The 15,594-nt window shown below is 66.2% G+C and carries 16 protein-coding genes; 11 read left to right on the top strand and 5 right to left on the bottom strand.

Annotation, left to right across the window (positions count from 1 at the left end):
* Nucleotides 1-29 precede the first annotated feature (29 nt).
* A complete protein-coding gene (locus WI560_RS06890) occupies nt 30-1,325 on the bottom strand; it encodes a Spy/CpxP family protein refolding chaperone (RefSeq protein WP_375307397.1) in 1,296 nt (431 codons plus the stop codon).
* Between the two features lie 103 nt (nt 1,326-1,428).
* On the bottom strand, nt 1,429-2,853 hold the full coding sequence (locus tag WI560_RS06885) for an FAD-binding oxidoreductase (RefSeq protein WP_375307396.1): 1,425 nt from the start codon (nt 2,851-2,853) through the stop codon (nt 1,429-1,431).
* Nucleotides 2,854-2,936: 83 nt separating this feature from the next.
* Here WI560_RS06885 and WI560_RS06880 point away from each other — a divergent pair, with 83 nt between their 5' ends.
* Nucleotides 2,937-3,443 carry a thioesterase family protein gene (locus WI560_RS06880; RefSeq protein WP_375307395.1) on the top strand — a complete coding sequence of 169 codons (507 nt, stop codon included), beginning with the start codon at nt 2,937-2,939 and terminating at the stop codon, nt 3,441-3,443.
* A gap of 185 nt (nt 3,444-3,628) precedes the next feature.
* Here WI560_RS06880 and WI560_RS06875 read toward each other — a convergent pair whose 3' ends face one another.
* Nucleotides 3,629-3,802: a DUF1328 domain-containing protein gene (locus tag WI560_RS06875; protein WP_036006471.1), complete on the bottom strand. Its 174-nt coding sequence runs from the start codon at nt 3,800-3,802 to the stop codon at nt 3,629-3,631.
* 234 nt (nt 3,803-4,036) lie between these two features.
* Between WI560_RS06875 and WI560_RS06870 the strand changes: the two genes are divergently transcribed.
* From WI560_RS06870 to WI560_RS06830, 9 genes are all read left to right on the top strand, one after another.
* Nucleotides 4,037-6,625: an ATP-dependent helicase gene (locus WI560_RS06870; RefSeq protein WP_375307394.1), complete on the top strand. Its 2,589-nt coding sequence runs from the start codon at nt 4,037-4,039 to the stop codon at nt 6,623-6,625.
* A 9-nt stretch (nt 6,626-6,634) separates the two neighbouring features.
* The gene (locus WI560_RS06865; protein ID WP_375307393.1) at nt 6,635-6,922 is read left to right on the top strand and encodes a type II toxin-antitoxin system HicB family antitoxin; all 288 of its coding nucleotides are present in this window, start codon (nt 6,635-6,637) and stop codon (nt 6,920-6,922) included.
* Nucleotides 6,923-7,010: 88 nt separating this feature from the next.
* Nucleotides 7,011-7,424, top strand: coding sequence for a hypothetical protein (locus WI560_RS06860; protein ID WP_028138037.1), 414 nt, complete (start codon nt 7,011-7,013; stop codon nt 7,422-7,424).
* A complete protein-coding gene (locus tag WI560_RS06855; protein WP_375307392.1) occupies nt 7,424-8,089 on the top strand; it encodes an OmpA family protein in 666 nt (221 codons plus the stop codon). Before WI560_RS06860 ends, WI560_RS06855 begins: the two co-directional genes overlap by 1 nt.
* A gap of 171 nt (nt 8,090-8,260) precedes the next feature.
* Entirely contained in the window at nt 8,261-8,779 is a 519-nt protein-coding gene (locus WI560_RS06850) for a DUF962 domain-containing protein (RefSeq protein ID WP_306594650.1), read from the top strand.
* Nucleotides 8,780-8,807: 28 nt separating this feature from the next.
* Nucleotides 8,808-9,839: an NAD-dependent epimerase/dehydratase family protein gene (locus tag WI560_RS06845; protein WP_375307391.1), complete on the top strand. Its 1,032-nt coding sequence runs from the start codon at nt 8,808-8,810 to the stop codon at nt 9,837-9,839.
* Between the two features lie 29 nt (nt 9,840-9,868).
* Nucleotides 9,869-10,495, top strand: coding sequence for a methyltransferase family protein (locus tag WI560_RS06840; protein ID WP_375307390.1), 627 nt, complete (start codon nt 9,869-9,871; stop codon nt 10,493-10,495).
* A 167-nt stretch (nt 10,496-10,662) separates the two neighbouring features.
* A complete protein-coding gene (locus WI560_RS06835; protein ID WP_375307389.1) occupies nt 10,663-10,872 on the top strand; it encodes a hypothetical protein in 210 nt (69 codons plus the stop codon).
* 142 nt (nt 10,873-11,014) lie between these two features.
* Complete coding sequence (locus WI560_RS06830; RefSeq protein WP_375307388.1) at nt 11,015-12,319, top strand: PQQ-dependent sugar dehydrogenase; 1,305 nt, start codon at nt 11,015-11,017, stop codon at nt 12,317-12,319.
* A 172-nt stretch (nt 12,320-12,491) separates the two neighbouring features.
* On the opposite strand, the gene WI560_RS06825 is transcribed toward WI560_RS06830, so the two are convergent.
* Nucleotides 12,492-13,316: an aspartate dehydrogenase gene (locus tag WI560_RS06825; RefSeq protein ID WP_375307387.1), complete on the bottom strand. Its 825-nt coding sequence runs from the start codon at nt 13,314-13,316 to the stop codon at nt 12,492-12,494.
* A gap of 154 nt (nt 13,317-13,470) precedes the next feature.
* On the opposite strand from WI560_RS06825, the gene WI560_RS06820 reads away from it, so the two are divergent.
* Nucleotides 13,471-14,544, top strand: a complete 1,074-nt coding sequence (locus WI560_RS06820) for a tartrate dehydrogenase (protein ID WP_375307386.1) — start codon at nt 13,471-13,473, stop codon at nt 14,542-14,544.
* Nucleotides 14,545-14,583: 39 nt separating this feature from the next.
* On the opposite strand, the gene WI560_RS06815 is transcribed toward WI560_RS06820, so the two are convergent.
* Complete coding sequence (locus WI560_RS06815) at nt 14,584-15,525, bottom strand: LysM peptidoglycan-binding domain-containing protein (protein WP_375307385.1); 942 nt, start codon at nt 15,523-15,525, stop codon at nt 14,584-14,586.
* Nucleotides 15,526-15,594 lie beyond the last annotated feature (69 nt).

Genomic DNA, 15,594 nt, shown 5'->3' with positions numbered 1-15,594 from the left:
CACCAATGGCCTTCCTTGGCTTGCGCCGTTCAGGACGTGCGGCGCGGCCCGATCGCCTCGAACTGCGCCTTCTGCTCGTCATTGAGCGTGGCATAGAAATCTTCGAGCGCCGCGCGCACCGACCTGATCCCGTCCAGCATCGCATCGAGCCGCTTGCGGATCGTGGCCATGCGGGCCGGCGGTGTCATCACCTCATTGGGCTCGCAGGCCGCCTTGAGCGATGTGCTAACCCTTGTGCTGGTATCCTGCAGCACCTGGAGCGCCGCGCGCTGGGTGTCGCTGGGGCGAAGTCTTTCCTCGATCGTGACGCCGGGCCAATCGAATGCGGCGGGCACGCTGCAGGTCTGCACCGACGATCCGCTCGCATTGTTCGCACGACGCTGATCCTCGGCCAGCGCATTGAAGCGCGCCTTCTGTTCGTCGCTGAGCGAACCGTAGAACCGGTCGAGCACGGGCTGGACCAGATCGACCGCCTTCTGCATTGCCTCGATGCGCTGCTGCATCGCCGCGAGCCGGCCTGGCGCCGTCGCGGCAGCCTGCGTCGGACAGGACGTGCGGATCAGCGCCGCCGCGTCGACGGAGGCGTTGCCGAGCGCATCGAGAGCGGCGCCCTGCGCATCGGTCGGCTGCACCGCGGATGCAATCTGATCAATCGGCAGTCCGGCGATGGCACGGCGATCACTGCCGCAGAGCTGATCGAGCGGCGCGCTGCGGGCTCGCCGACGACCCTGCGGCTTCTGCGGCAGATAGGCCGACAGGCGATCATAACCGTAGGGGCCGAATATTCCTGCATAGATGTCCGGATAGCCGTAACCCCAGAAGCCCAGCCCGTCGCCCCAGATCGTGTAGTCGTAGAGGTCGTTGTAGGCGAACGGCCAGAACAGCGGCCCGACCCAGCCGTAGCCGCCCCCCTGATGTTGCCACCAGCCGCTGCTTGCGCCGCTCCAGCCTGCCAGCGCGGCGGCCGCAGCGAGTTGCGCACGCGCCGCCGGATTGCTGATCAGCCGGCCATTGCGGAATGCGCTGGCGTTCAGGGCGTTGCGGAAGTTCGCCGGCCGGATCGCGGCATTGCGGATCCGACCGAAATTGGGGCCGCCGCGTCGGGCGCCCGCGGTGAACCGCATCGCGCGATGATGCCCGCCATGTGCATGCCCGCCGCCGTGACCGCGGACATGGCCGCCGTGGTGACCGCGGACATGGCCGCCGTGGTGACCGCCGCCACGTCCGCCTCCATGGCCGCCGCCATGTCCGCCCTTCGCGAACGCCGCCCCCGCCAGCATGCAGGCAAGAGCCACCGCGGCAATTCCCATGACCGGTCGCACCATCGCACCCTCCCGCGCAAAGCCCTGCCATCGAGGCATGGGAAATTGGCGGGAATTGGAACCGTCAGCATTGCCGAAAGTTCCCGGTCCTTGGCTGCGGCCGGCGCTACCCCTCCGGCACGATCTTGCCCGGGTTGAAGATGTTGAGCGGATCGAGCGCCTTCTTCAGGGCCCGCATGGCGTCGAGCGCCTCAGGGCCGAGCTCCGCCTTCAGATATTTCTGCTTGCCCTGCCCGATGCCGTGCTCGCCGGTGCAGGTGCCGTCCATCGCCTGCGCGCGCTCGACCAGGCGATGCATGAATTCTTCGCCGCGCGCCATCTCGTCCGCGTCGTTGGTGTCGCAGACCAGCGAGCAATGGAAATTGCCGTCGCCGACATGGCCGACGATCGGCGACAGCAAATTGAGCCGCTTGAGATCCTCCTCAGTCTCGCTGACGCAGTCGGCGAGCCGCGAGATCGGCACGCAGACGTCGGTCGCGACCACGCCGATGCTGTCGCCGGGCCGCAGCGCCTTCACCGACCAATAGGCGTCGTGCCGCGCCTGCCACAGCTTGGTGCGGTCCTCGGGCTTGGTGGTCCAGGAGAAATCGCCACCGCCGCAATCCCGGGCGATCTCGCCGAACGCCTTGGACTGCTCGGCGACCTCGATCTCGCTGCCGTGGAATTCCATCAGCAGCAGCGGGGTCTCCGGCAATGTCAGCTTCGAATAGGCGTTGCAGGCTTGCACCTGCGCCGCGTTGAGCAGCTCGATGCGCGCGACGGGAATGCCGGTCTGGATCGCCAGGATCACGGCCTGGCAGGCCCCGTGCACACTCGCGAACGACACCGCGCCCGCCGCGATCGTCTCGGGAATGCCGCGCAGTCGGATGGTCAATTCCGAGATGATGCCGAGCGTGCCCTCGGCGCCGACGAACAGATGCGTGAGGTCGTAGCCCGCCGATGACTTCTTGGCGCGCGTGCCCGTGGTGATGATCTCGCCATCGCCGCGCACAACCTTCAGCGCCAGCACGCTGTCGCGCATGGTGCCGTAGCGCACCGCGTTGGTGCCGGAGGCGCGGGTCGAGGCCATACCGCCGAGCGAAGCATCGGCGCCGGGATCGATCGGGAAGAACAGGCCCTGGTCGCGCAGATGCTCGTTGAGCGCCTTGCGGGTCACGCCGGGCTGGATCACGCAGTCGAGGTCCTCGGCATGCACCGCGAGCACCTTGTTCATGTCGCGCAGATCGATCGAGATACCGCCGGCGGGCGCATTGACCTGGCCCTCGAGCGAGGTGCCGGTCCCGAAGGGAATGACGGGGACACGGTTCCTGGCGCAGATCCGCACCACGTCCTGGATGTCGGCGGTCTCCTGCGCCATCACCACGCCGTCAGGCGGCTGGTTGGGAAGCCAGGTGGTGGTATGGCCGTGCTGCTCGCGGACGGCCTGCGAGGTGACGAGGCGGTTGCCGAAGCGTGCGGCGAGCTGCTCCAGCGCGCTCGCGAGGGCTTTCGGCTCCGGCCGCGGCGGATTATTGGTGATGGTGGTGCCCACGGAATTCCTCCCGACAGAAGAACCGTGGCAAAGGACATAAAACCGGTCAAGTCAAGCGACCGGACGCATAGCGGGAAGGAAACATGCCGGAGACTGCCGCCCCGACGCCCAAAGCCGCGCCATTCCGCGCCTCGATCATGCAGATCGAGCCGCAATGGATCGACTATAACGGCCATCTCAACATGGCCTATTACAACGTGATGTTCGACCGCGCGATCGACCAGCTCTGGGCCGAGCTCGGGATCGGGCCTGCTTACATGAAGGAGCGGGGCGGCTCGACTTTCACGGCCGAATGCCATGTGCGCTACTTGCGCGAGATCCACCTCGGCGATCCCGTGCAGATCTTGGTCTGGCTGCTCGAGGCCGACGACAAGCGGCTGCACACTTTCGAGGAGATGCGGCACGCGAGCGAAGGCTGGCTGTCGGCCACGTCCGAGAACATGTCGCTGCATATGGACATGAATGCACGGCGCGTCGCGCCGTTTCCGCCTGATATCAGCGAGCGCATCGCTGCGGTCATAAAGGCCCACAGCGCGGTTTCCCGCCCCGAGGGCATCGGCCGCAACGTGGCGATGCCCTCGAAGCGGTAGGTTCAGCAAGCAGCATCTAAGTGAGACCTGAGCGCGCGCCTCGTCCTTCGAGACGACCGCTTCGCGGTCTCCTCAGGATGAGGCTAAGCCGCATTGTGCTCTTCGAACTGCTGCCGCACACTCTGCCCTCATCCTGAGGGCCCGCCGAAGGCGGGCGTCTCGAAGGATGTGCCGCGGAGATGGCGCTATATCCTGTTGCGGCCGCGCGCCAGGCCGACGACGGCCGAGACCAGGAACAGAACGACCGCGATGAAGAAGATGATCTTGGCGATCTCGATCGAAGCGCCGGCGACGCCGCCGAAGCCCAGGATGCCGGCGATCAGTGCGATAACCAGAAACGTCACAACCCAGCCTAGCATGGTCAAACCCTCGTCTTGATGTTGTCTGCGTCCGGCGCGGCTTGCCGCACCACCTGCCAGACAATCTCAAGGCGGGAACGATGGTTCCGACCCGGTCAAGGAGGAAATTCGCAAGGCGCGCGGGAACAAATTGGCCCGCCACGCACGTGGAAAACCTGTTTTCGCCGCCCCATATAGGCACCATCCCTGTTAGAAGGCTCCCTTCCGCCACCCCGCGGTGCCATCGTGGGGCCAATGATTCGCATGACCGAGCCGAGCAAAATCACCAGCGTACCCGACCACCAGCCCGCAGCCGGCGGCATCGCCGCGCGTGCGCGCGCCTCGGTGGGCCCGCAATATCTGTCCGGGCTCAATCCGGAGCAGCGCGAGGCCGTGGAGACGCTGGAGGGCCCGGTCCTGGTGCTGGCCGGCGCCGGCACCGGCAAGACCCGCGTGCTGACGACGCGCATCGCCCATATCCTGAGCCAGGGCCGCGCCCGTCCCGCCGAGATCCTGTCGGTGACCTTCACCAACAAGGCCGCGCGCGAGATGAAGCACCGGCTCGGCCAGATGCTCGGCCATGCCGTCGAGGGCATGCCGTGGCTCGGCACCTTCCACTCCATCGGCGGCCGCATCCTGCGTTTCCATGCCGAGCTGGCGCAGCTCAAGTCGAACTTCACCGTGCTCGACGTCGACGACCAGGTCCGGCTGCTGAAGCAGCTGCTTCAAGCCGAGAACATCGACGACAAGCGCTGGCCTGCGCGCATGCTCGCCGGCCTGATCGACGGCTGGAAGAACCGCGGCTTGACGCCCTCGCAGGTGCCCTCGGGCGAAGCCGCCACGTTCGCCAACGGCAAGGGCGGCAAGCTCTATGCGAGCTATCAGGAGCGGCTGAAGATTCTGAACGCGGCCGATTTCGGCGATCTCCTGCTGGAGAACATCCGCATCTTCCGCGAGCACCCGGATATCCTCCGGCAGTACCAGCAGCGCTTCAAGTACATCCTGGTCGACGAGTACCAAGACACCAACGTCGCGCAATATCTGTGGCTGCGGCTGCTGTCGCAGGCGCCGGCAGCGGCCAAAGCCGTCATTCCGGGGCGCGTCGAAGACGCGAACCCGGAATCCCGAGCTGAGGACTCATCTCGAGATTCCGGGTCTGCGCCTTTGGCGCATCCCGGAATGACGGAGCGCGCGGGGATCGCAACTGCTCCGGGTCCCACCAAGAACATCTGCTGCGTCGGCGACGACGACCAGTCGATCTACGGCTGGCGCGGCGCCGAGGTCGACAACATCCTGCGCTTCGAGCAAGATTTCCCCGGCGCCAAGGTCATTCGCCTGGAGCGCAATTATCGCTCGACCGGCCACATCCTCGCCGCCGCCTCGCATCTGATCGCGCACAACGAAGGCCGGCTCGGCAAGACGCTGCGCACCGAGGACCAGGACGGCGAGAAGGTCACAGTCACAGGCTCGTGGGATTCCGAGGAGGAAGCACGCGGCATCGGCGAGGAGATCGAGCAGCTGCAGCGCCGCGGCGAGAAGCTCAACGAGATCGCGATCCTGGTGCGCGCCTCCTACCAGATGCGCGAGTTCGAAGACCGCTTCGTCACGCTCGGCCTGCCCTACCGCGTCATCGGCGGCCCACGCTTCTACGAGCGCGCGGAAATCCGCGATGCGCTGGCCTATTTGCGTGTCATCAACTCGCCGGCCGACGACCTCGCCTTCGAGCGTATCGTCAACGTGCCCAAGCGGGGCCTCGGCGATGCCACGGTGCAGATGCTGCACGACCACGCCCGCAAGCGCCGCATTCCCCTGTTCGAAGCGGCACGCGCGGTGGTCGAGACCGACGAGCTGAAGCCGAAGGCGCGCGGCTCGCTTCGCGACGTCGTCGCCCAGTTCGACCGCTGGCGCGCCCAGCGCGAGGTCACCGCACACACCGATCTCGCCCAGATCGTGCTCGACGAGAGCGGCTATACCGAGATGTGGCAGAAGGACCGTTCGGCGGACGCCGCGGGCCGGCTGGAGAACCTGAAAGAGCTGGTGCGCTCGATGGAGGAGTTCGAGAACCTGCAAGGGTTCCTCGAACACATCTCGCTGGTGATGGATCGCGAGGGCGGCGCCGAGGAGGATGCGGTGTCGCTGATGACATTGCATTCGGCCAAGGGACTCGAGTTCGACAACGTGTTCCTGCCGGGCTGGGAGGAAGGCCTGTTCCCGAGCCAGCGCACGCTGGACGAGCAGGGCCGCGCCGGCCTGGAAGAAGAGCGCCGGCTCGGCCATGTCGGCCTGACCCGCGCCCGCCGCCGCGCCATGATCTATTTCGCCACCAACCGGCGCATCCACGGCACCTGGTCCACCACGATCCCCTCGCGTTTCCTCGACGAATTGCCCGCGGCCAATGTCGAGATCACGGAATCTAAGGGCGGCTCGGCCTGGGGCGGCACCGGCGGCTACGGCGCCTCGCGCTTCGACGACATGGAGGCGTTCGGCTCCAGCTACACCACGCCAGGCTGGCAGCGCGCCCAGGCCAACCGCAACCGCGGCGGCGGCCGCAATAGCGGCGGTTACGGCGGCTTCGAGGACGAGACCGCGACGTTCTCATCGTCCTCATCGGCCGGCCCCGATTTCGGCAGCTTCGCCTCGCGCCGTCGCGGTCCGCTGACGATCGAGGGCGAGTTGGTCGCCAAATCGACCGGCACGACGTCGGAATTCTCGCTGTCCGATCGCGTCTTCCACCAGAAGTTCGGCTACGGCCGCGTCACCAAGATCGACGGCAACAAGCTCACCATCGCCTTCGACAAGGCCGGCGAGAAGAAGGTCGTGGACAGTTTTGTGCAGCGGGCGTGAGGCCCCGATTTGGCTCAGTACGTCGCCATCATCGAGGATACCGATCCGGACGAAGCCGTTAGCCTGTGGTTTCCGGACCTGCCCGGCTGCTTTTCGGGAGGTGACGATATCGACGAAGCGCTGGAGAATGCGCCCGAGGCCCTCGCGCTCTACGCTCAGGACCTCGCCGCTGACGGCCGAGAGCTTCCCCCGCCGCGGACATTGGACGAGCTCAAGGCAGACGTCGATGTGGCCGGTGACCTCAGAGACCACACGGTCGCCTTGATCGAATGGCCGCCCCTCGACGCCGCCGAGTGAGGATTGTTCGCCGCACTCCCCTTGCCTTCGACGGTTCTGCGCCGAACAGGTCTTGACCATCGCCAACTTCCCCGTATCAGATGCGGCCATGGTCCGGGGCATCGCACTGATCTTGCTGGCATTGGGGATGCCGTCGCTGGCGGCGGCGGAGACCATGAGCTTTGGCGATTCGATCGGCAAGCTGGCGGCGAGCTGCGGCGCGGAAATCGTCGCCAATTGCCGCGGCGTCAATCCGGATTCAAACCGGCTGAAAGAATGCCTGTCGCGCAACCGCGACGTGCTCTCGCCGCAATGCGCGAGCGACTATCTCGGCGTCTTCGACGCCATTCAGAAGCGCGTTGCCGCGCGCGTCACCGTGGCAAACGCCTGCCAGCGCGAGATCGTCAAGGTCTGCGGCGGCTCGACCAAGGAGACCAGCAAGTCGGTCCCCTGCCTGGTCTCGACGCCCAAGGGCATCAGCAACAACTGCCTGAAGGCTGTTGACGATGCGGGGTATCGCTGATGCGCGCGAAGGGGCTCACCACCGCGGCACTGGGCATCGCGCTGGGCTTCGCGCTGCTCGCCGGCCCTGCACGTGCGCAGACGGCGGCACCGACCCGCGACGACATCGTCGCCAAGCTGAACCGTTTCGAGCAGGCTGCCGAGGTCGATCTGCCCGCGCTGAAGCAGCAGGTGATGGAGCGCGCCAAGACCAGGATCAAGAACGATCCGGGACCGGTGAACCGGCCGCTGATCGCGCCTGATCTCGCCAGGCTGCCGGCCTTCAACGCGCAGATCCAGTTCGATGCCGACACGCCCATCATCCAGCCGGCCTCCTACCAGACCGTCGGCCGCATCGCGGACGCGCTGGTTCATTCCTCGCTGCTGCCCTACACGTTCCTGATCGTCGGCCATGTCGAATCCAATTCGAAGACGCGCGAGGCCAATGCGATCCTGAGCCAGCGCCGCGCCGACGCGATCCGCGACGTGCTGGTGAACACGTTCAAGATCTCGACCAAGCGGCTGCATCCGATCGGCCTCGGCGAGGAGCAGTTACTCGACCGGGCCAGGCCGACTTCGGCCGTCAACGGGCAGTTGCAAATCCTGACCTATGCCAAGCTGCCGGAGGAGGCGCCACATCCGGCGGCGCCGGCGCCTGCGGCGAAAAAGCCCGCCAAGAAGCGCTAAGCGGAGACGGCCGCGCGCCTGGCGGAACCTTTTGAAATCCTGCTCGTTTTGGTGCCTGTCTGCCGCGCACCAATGCCGCCTTGCGCGACAATAGTGCCGGTTTGTGCACCGCCCGGTCCAGTGCTATAGCGACTGTTCGCCCTTCCCGATCCCGTGCTGCATGAGACCAAAATGGGTGGCTTGTTTCAGCGCCAACTTGCCGTTTACGTCGAGTACCATCGCGATCCCCGCAACACGGCGATGCATGTGGTCGGTATTCTCCTGTTGTTCACCGGCGCGGTGCTGCCGCTGACGCTGGTCAGGCTTCCGCTGTTCGGTTTCGATGTCAGCCTGGCGGTGATCCTGGCCTTGCCGGTTCTGGTCTATTGGCTGCTGCTCGATGTGGCGCTCGGGATCGGCATTCTGGCGGTCTCCATCGTGCTGTTCTCGGTTGCGTCCAGCATCGCGGCGCAGGTCAGCACCGCGGCGATGTGGGCGATTTTCGCCACGCTGGTGGTGCTCGGCCTCGCCGCGCAGACCATCGGCCACAAGGTTTTTGAGGGGCGCGAAGCCTCGCTGTTCACTTTTCCTTCGCATCTTTTCCTTGGACCGATGTTCGTGATGGCAAAATTGTTCATTGCTTTGGGCTTCCGTCGCGACCTTGCCGCGATTCTGGCGCCTCTTCCGACCAATTCCCTTTCAACCCGATAGCTCTAGAAGCGAAACAACAACCTTCTGCATGGCTCTCGTCCTGGTTACCGGTGGCTTTGGCTTCATCGGACATCATCTCGTCGAAGCGCTCCGCGCCCGTGGGCAGCGGGTGCGTGTTCTCGACGTCCGTGCGCCGGCCGCGGCGAACGCCGACGTCGAACACGTCCATGGCTCGGTGCTGGACAGCGCCGCGGTCGATGCGGCGCTCGCCGGGGTCGATCAGGTCTATCACCTCGCCGGCCTGCCCGGCATGTGGGTCGCCAACAAGCAGGACTTTCACGAGGTCAATTGCCGCGGCACCGAGATCGTGCTCGCGGCCGCAATGAAGCGCGGCGTGTCGCGCTTTCTGCACTGCTCGACGGAATCGATCCTGTTCCCCTATTCCGACCTCAAAGGGGTTCCCGCCGAAGAGGCGCTGCAGCCGGCCGACGCCATGCCCGGCGCCTATACGCGCTCGAAGTCGCTCGCCGAGCATTGCGCCGCAAAGGCCGCGGCCAGCGGTTTTCCGCTCGTGATCGGCACGCCGACCATGCCGATCGGCGCTGCCGACCACAATCTGACGCCGCCGACCGCGATGCTCTGGTACTTCCTCCAGAAGAAGGTGCAGCCGCATCTCAATTTCCTGGTCAACCTGGTCGACGTCCGCGACGTCGCGATGGGCCTCGTGCTGACCATGGAACGCGGCCGCCTCGGCCAGCGCTACATTCTGGGCGGCGATTGCGTTCCGCTCGGGCGCATTCTGCGCATGATGGCGGCGATGGCCGGCCGTCGGCAGTTTCCGGTCGTCGTGCCCGGCAAGATCGCCGAGCTCTCCGCCGTGATGCTCGAATACATCGCCGATCACGTCACGCACCGCCCGCCCAACGGCACCGCCGAGGGCGTCCGCATCGCGCTCGCCGCCAGCGATCTTTCGATCGGCAAAGCTCGCACCGAGCTCGGCTATTCGCCGCGTCCGATCGAGCCGGTGCTGCGCGAAACCATCACCCACCTGCTCGCCCGCAACGGCCAGGAGGCCTCCGGGGCCCTCAAGCATCACGCGCTCTCCTCGCGCGCGGGCTGAAGCCGCCGCTTCAAACGCAAAGAACCTTCATGTCCTTCGACTTCAACAAGCTTCTCTCTGTCGCCTGGGGCGGCTGGACCACGACCTGGCCGACGCAGCTGCTTGCCCTGCTCTGGGTCGCTTTTCTGGCCAGCTGGGTCGGCGCCTCGTTCTGGCAGGGGCAGACCAAGAAGCAGGTCATGACGCTGGAGTCTCAGCGCTATCGCCTGCCGATCCTGGTCGGCGGCATCCTGTACACGCCGTTCGTCGCGGAGATCCTGGGCTTGAAGCCGCTCTGGGTGCTCGGCAACACCGGCATCGCGATCGCCGCGATCCTCTCGGCCGCTGGCATTGCCTTCGCATGGTGGGGTCGGCTGCATCTCGGAAAGTTCTGGTCCAACACCATTACCCAGAAGGAAGACCATCGCGTCATCGACACCGGGCCGTACGGCTTGGTGCGCCACCCCATCTACACCGGACTGATCTTCGGGATGCTGGTGACGGGCTTCGCGATCGGCTTGGTGACGACAATCCTCGGCGCGATCCTGATCTCGCTCGGCATGTGGCAGAAGGGCCGGATGGAAGAAGTGTTCTTGTCCAAGGAACTCGGCGAGCACGCCTACGGCGCCTATTGCCGCCGCGTCCCGATGCTCATTCCGTTCACGTCGGCGCGGTGAGCTCCTAAGCGCAAGACCTGTAGCCCGCATGAGCGAAGCGGCATGCGGGACCAATCGCCCCGGATTTCGCTTTGCTCATCCGGGCTACGGGAAGCATTGCCAAGGAACCGCCCTTCCCCGCGCCCGTTATCCTCTCGACACCTGCAACATGTGCAGAGCCTCGAGCCATGTCGGATGCCTACGACTATTTTCGCGCGCACGCGATCGCCGCCCTGCGCAAGGCGCGGGCGCTGCCGCCCGGGCGGACGAAGCAGAAGCAGCGCACGGTGGCACGGGTCTATCACCTGCTGTCCAGGGAGGCCGCGCTGGCGCCGAACATCCAACACCTCGACGATTTTCGCACGGCACGGCAGCTCGAGCGGCAGATTGGCCACTGATCTCCGGGCACGACTCTCCGACGCTCCTCCCATGCAAATTCGATCGGCTGCCATTCCGCGGGATTAGGCCCCGGCGGCAGGCCGCGCCGGTTGACGTCTGCCGCGCCAGCCAGTTGGATGCGCGCGCAAACAGGGGCTCCTCATGACCTTCTCCAACATCTTCGCGCAGTTCGTCGCGATCCTCGGCGGCATCGCGCTGCAATGGCGCCAGATGACGGGCACCGAGCCCGCGCCGGCTTGGGGAGAGAGCCCCGCCATCCCCGAAGCGAAGCCGCAAGGCGCGATCCCGACCTTGAAGATGCCGACCGCGCGCGGCTGGCGCGAAGGCCAGAAGCCGACCGTCGCGCCGGGTCTCGAGGTCAATGCGTTCGCGACCGGCCTCGACCATCCGCGCTGGATCGAGGTGCTGCCGAACGGCGACGTGCTGATCGCGGAGGCGACCCAGATCGCAGGCGCCCCGCGCAGCGTGTTCCACTATGCGATGCAGGCGACGATGCGCCGCGCCGCCGCGCTTGGCGTGTCCGCCGACCGCATCACGCTCTTGCGCGACAAGGACGGCGACGGCGTCGCCGAACACCGCGGCGCCTTCATGGAGAACCTCAGCCAGCCCTTCGGCATGGCGCTGGTCGGCGACACCTTCTATGTCGGCAACACCGACGGCGTGATGGCGTTTCCCTATGTCGCGGGCGCCGACCGCATCACCGCGCCGGGCAAGCGGCTCACGACGTTCAAGCCGGGCGGACATTGGACGCGCAGTCTGCTCGCCAGCCCCGACGGCAAGAAGCTCTATGCCGGCGTCGGCTCGCTCAGCAACATCGCCGAGATGGGCATGGAGGTCGAGGAAGGCCGTGCCGCGGTGTACGAGCTCGATCTCGTCGCAGGCACGCATCGCATCTTCGGCGCGGGCCTGCGCAATCCCGTGGGCCTTGCCTGGGAGCCGAACACGAACGTGCTCTGGACCGTCGTCAACGAACGCGACGGGCTCGGCGACGAGACGCCGCCGGATTATCTCACCTCGGTGCGCGACGGCGGCTTCTACGGCTGGCCCTATTGCTATTGGGGCAAGACCGTGGACGACCGCGTGCCGCAGGATCCGGCGATGGTCGCCAAGGCGCTGCAGCCGGACTACGCGCTCGGCGGCCACACCGCTTCGCTCGGCCTGTGCTGGATGCCCGCAGGCACCCTGCCCGGCTTCGGCGACGGCATGGTGATCGGCCAGCACGGTTCTTGGAATCGCAGCAAGCTGTCCGGCTACAAGCTGGTGTTCGTCCCATTCGAGAACGGAAAGCCGTCCGGTCCCGGTCGCGACATCCTGTCGGGCTTCCTGTCACCCGACGAGAAAGAATCCTATGGCCGCCCGGTTGGCGTTGCGATCGGCCCCGACAAGACGTCGCTGCTGATGGCCGACGACGTCGGCAACGTGATCTGGCGCGTGACGGGGGTGTAGGTCGAAAGAGGCGAGATCGGCGCCGCGGACTGGCTGCACCTCTCCCGCCTGCGGCAGAGGTCGCGGAGCGAAGCGACGCGTGTGAGGGTTCTTTCCTCTGGGGGAGTGTCCCGTTGCGGAGAGACCCTCTCCCGCAAGCGGGAGAGAGGACGCAGCGTCGCCTTGATCCCCTTCACGTCCCAACGCATAGCGTGGCGCGCTGCTTGCGCAGCAGCGCAATCACCGAGAGCGCAGTAATCAGGCCGGTCTTGGGATTCTCCGACGGGATATTCTCGATGCCCATCGAGAACCGCGCCGAATCCGCCTCGACCTCGATGCGGTGAACGTTGCGCGTCACGGTCGGGTCGGCCCAAACCTGGATCCGGGTCCGATCGGGACCGATGCCCGCCAGCGACAGCGCGACGGCGACGTTGACGTTCGCCGGAAAGCCCTTCGCCGCTTCGCGCGCGCTGCCTTCGAACAGCTTGAGCGGCTCGCGCAGATTGTCGATGTCGATGTTGTTCGCGACGATGAACGGCGCGCCCTTCAGCCCGTCGATCGGCTTGCGCGTCACCATCTGCACCGAACGGATGGTGCCGACCGCGGCGGCGTTGACGGCATCGAGCCCGATCAGCGCGCCGGTCGGCACGAGAATGCGGCCGCCATTGGCGCGGGCGAGATCGACGAGGTCGAAATTGTCGAGCAGGCCGCCGACGCTGACCACGACCGCGGCCTTGCCGCGCTTCACCGCCGGCTCGACGATGGACCGCAGATGATGGCTCGGCGCGCATTCGACCACGATGTCGGCGGCATCACCGAGCTGCTCGATCGGCAGAACTTGCGGCGGGCGGCGCATACCGCCGATGAAAGCCTGATGCTTGGCGGGATCGCGCACGGCGACGGCCGACAGGGTCAGTCCCTCGATGCCCTGATCGAGCGCGGTCGCGACCTTGGTGCCGATCGAGCCCAGCCCTGCGATGGCAACCCGCAATTCGTTGGAGGCTTCCTGTCCAGCCATGGCATCCTGCTTTCTCGTTGGCTGATGTCATAGCGCAACATTTTCGGTATAAGCCAGCCCAAATTGGTTTGCCTTGCCAGCCTACCAGGCCTTGCTTCGGCCTGGAGCGCGATCCGCCGGCGCGAACCGCTGATGTGTCCCGATGGAGGTCCTCATGCGCACTCATTCGATCGCAGCCATTCCCGCCGACGGCATCGGCCCCGAGGTGATCTCGGCCGGGATCCGCGTGCTGGAGGCTCTGGCAAAGCGCAGCGGCGATCTCGCCTTCAACGTCAAGACGTTCGACTGGGGTTCGGACTATTACAAGAAGCACGGCGTCATGATGCCGGCCGACGGTCTCGCCGAGCTGAAGAAGTTCGACGCGATCTATTTCGGCGCGGTCGGCGCGCCTGATGTGCCCGACCACATCACGCTGTGGGGGCTGCGCCTGCCGATCTGCCAGGGCTTCGACCAATACGCCAATGTGCGGCCGACGAAGATCCTGCCCGGCGTCGCCTCGCCGCTGCGCAACGTCGGTGTCGGCGACCTCGACTGGGTGATCGTGCGCGAGAATTCGGAAGGCGAGTATGCCGGCATGGGCGGTCGCGCGCACAAGGGCCTGCCGGAAGAGGTCGGCACCGAAGTCGCCGTGTTCACCCGCGTCGGCGTCACCCGCATCATGCGCTATGCCTTCCAGCTCGCGCAGTCGCGCCCGCGCAAATTCCTGACCGTGGTGACCAAGTCGAACGCCCAGCGCCACGGCATGGTGATGTGGGACGAGATCGCCGCCGAGGTCGCGAGCGAATTCCCCGACGTCACCTGGGACAAGATGCTGGTCGACGCCATGACCGTGCGCATGACGCTGCATCCGAAGAGCCTCGACACCATCGTCGCGACCAATCTGCACGCCGACATCCTCTCGGACCTTGCCGGCGCGCTGGCGGGAAGCCTCGGCGTGGCGCCGACCGGCAACATCGATCCGCAGCGCCGCTTCCCCTCGATGTTCGAGCCGATCCACGGTTCGGCCTTCGACATCACCGGCAAGGGCATCGCCAACCCGGTCGCGACCTTCTGGACCGGCGCGCAGATGCTCGAGCATCTCGGCGAGAAGGACGCCGCAGCCCGCCTGATGGCGGCGGTCGAGCGCGTCTGCGCGGCCGGCGTGCTGACGCCCGACGTCGGCGGCAAGGCGACGACGAAGGAAGTCACGGACGCCGTGGTAGAGGCGATCCACGGAACGAATGTGTAGCGCTCTCCCTCTCCCCGCATGGGAGGAGAGGCGAAGCAGCTACTTCCGCTTTGCCGGAGCCGCCGGCGGCATCGCCATCGCGGCTGCAGGCTCGGGCGGGGTCAGGTGGCGCGGGACGATGATGGTTTGCCCGGGCGTGAGCTGTGCATTCTCCGCAAGCGAATTGCTCTGCGCGAGCGTCCACAGCGGCACGCGATTGGCGGCGGCGATGCTCTCCATGGTGTCGCCGCGGCGCACCGGGACCCGCACACCGGAATCCCACAATTCGACCAACGTGTCCGCTGGCACGAGATAGCGCAGCGGCACGGCATCGGCCTCGGTCTGCGGTGGAATGCGCGGCAGCCGCGTCACCATCTCGACGATCTGGCGATGAATGTCGTCGGACTTCTCGATGTTGATGTGCGAGACGCGCGCGTTTTCCTTCAGGTCGTAGCTCGCGTAATGGCCGCGGAATCCGGGGACCGCGACGACGTCGCCGCCGCCGAGCACGCTGTCGGACAGGAAGATGTTGATGAAGCGCTCGACATTGAGCGGCACGTCGCCGGTCGCATGCGCGGGATCGATGGCGATGACGAGGCTGATCGGGATGTTCTCCTTGGCCGCCATCTCGGAGATGACGACCGAGCACAGCCCGCCCATGGAATGGCCGATCAGCACGATCGGCGCCGGCGATTCTTTATAGCTGGAGATGGCGCGATCGCCGATCCACCGGCAGATGGTGAATTCGTAGACGTTGGCCGAGAAGCCAGCCTTCGTCAGTTTCTCTTCGAGCCGATCCATGCCGGTCGAGAAGATCGGCCCCATGGCGCCGCGGAAGAGGTAGATTTTTGGCGGCGGCAACGGCTCGAATGGCGGGGCCGGCGGCGCGGCAGGTACGGCCGCATTGGTCTTGGACTTGGCGGGCGAGGCAGCGGCTATGCCGGGGCCCCAGGCGAGCAATGCAATCGCTGCCAGCGCGAGAATTCGCCTCAGATCAATCATCAGTCCAGCAGTCCCACCGCGGGAGGCAAAGGCCTCCCCCGGGGCTTCATGACCGCGGATTTGGCGGAT

The sequence above is a fragment of the Bradyrhizobium sp. A11 genome, assembly GCF_042077125.1.
Taxonomy (GTDB): domain Bacteria; phylum Pseudomonadota; class Alphaproteobacteria; order Rhizobiales; family Xanthobacteraceae; genus Bradyrhizobium; species Bradyrhizobium japonicum_B.
This window is presented reverse-complemented; position numbering and strand designations above follow the sequence as displayed.

What these genes read in the sequence shown, in the direction of transcription:
- WI560_RS06855 (WP_375307392.1), top strand. Translation starts at nt 7,424, where the DNA reads ATGCGCGCGAAGGGGCTCACCACCGCGGCACTGGGCATCGCGCTGGGC.
- WI560_RS06880 (WP_375307395.1), top strand. Translation starts at nt 2,937, where the DNA reads ATGCCGGAGACTGCCGCCCCGACGCCCAAAGCCGCGCCATTCCGCGCC.
- WI560_RS06820 (WP_375307386.1), top strand. Translation starts at nt 13,471, where the DNA reads ATGCGCACTCATTCGATCGCAGCCATTCCCGCCGACGGCATCGGCCCC.
- WI560_RS06850 (WP_306594650.1), top strand. Translation starts at nt 8,261, where the DNA reads ATGGGTGGCTTGTTTCAGCGCCAACTTGCCGTTTACGTCGAGTACCAT.
- WI560_RS06845 (WP_375307391.1), top strand. Translation starts at nt 8,808, where the DNA reads ATGGCTCTCGTCCTGGTTACCGGTGGCTTTGGCTTCATCGGACATCAT.
- WI560_RS06875 (WP_036006471.1), bottom strand. Translation starts at nt 3,802, where the DNA reads ATGCTAGGCTGGGTTGTGACGTTTCTGGTTATCGCACTGATCGCCGGC.
- WI560_RS06870 (WP_375307394.1), top strand. Translation starts at nt 4,037, where the DNA reads ATGATTCGCATGACCGAGCCGAGCAAAATCACCAGCGTACCCGACCAC.
- WI560_RS06860 (WP_028138037.1), top strand. Translation starts at nt 7,011, where the DNA reads ATGGTCCGGGGCATCGCACTGATCTTGCTGGCATTGGGGATGCCGTCG.
- WI560_RS06830 (WP_375307388.1), top strand. Translation starts at nt 11,015, where the DNA reads ATGACCTTCTCCAACATCTTCGCGCAGTTCGTCGCGATCCTCGGCGGC.
- WI560_RS06825 (WP_375307387.1), bottom strand. Translation starts at nt 13,316, where the DNA reads ATGGCTGGACAGGAAGCCTCCAACGAATTGCGGGTTGCCATCGCAGGG.
- WI560_RS06840 (WP_375307390.1), top strand. Translation starts at nt 9,869, where the DNA reads ATGTCCTTCGACTTCAACAAGCTTCTCTCTGTCGCCTGGGGCGGCTGG.
- WI560_RS06815 (WP_375307385.1), bottom strand. Translation starts at nt 15,525, where the DNA reads ATGATTGATCTGAGGCGAATTCTCGCGCTGGCAGCGATTGCATTGCTC.
- WI560_RS06890 (WP_375307397.1), bottom strand. Translation starts at nt 1,325, where the DNA reads ATGGTGCGACCGGTCATGGGAATTGCCGCGGTGGCTCTTGCCTGCATG.
- WI560_RS06835 (WP_375307389.1), top strand. Translation starts at nt 10,663, where the DNA reads ATGTCGGATGCCTACGACTATTTTCGCGCGCACGCGATCGCCGCCCTG.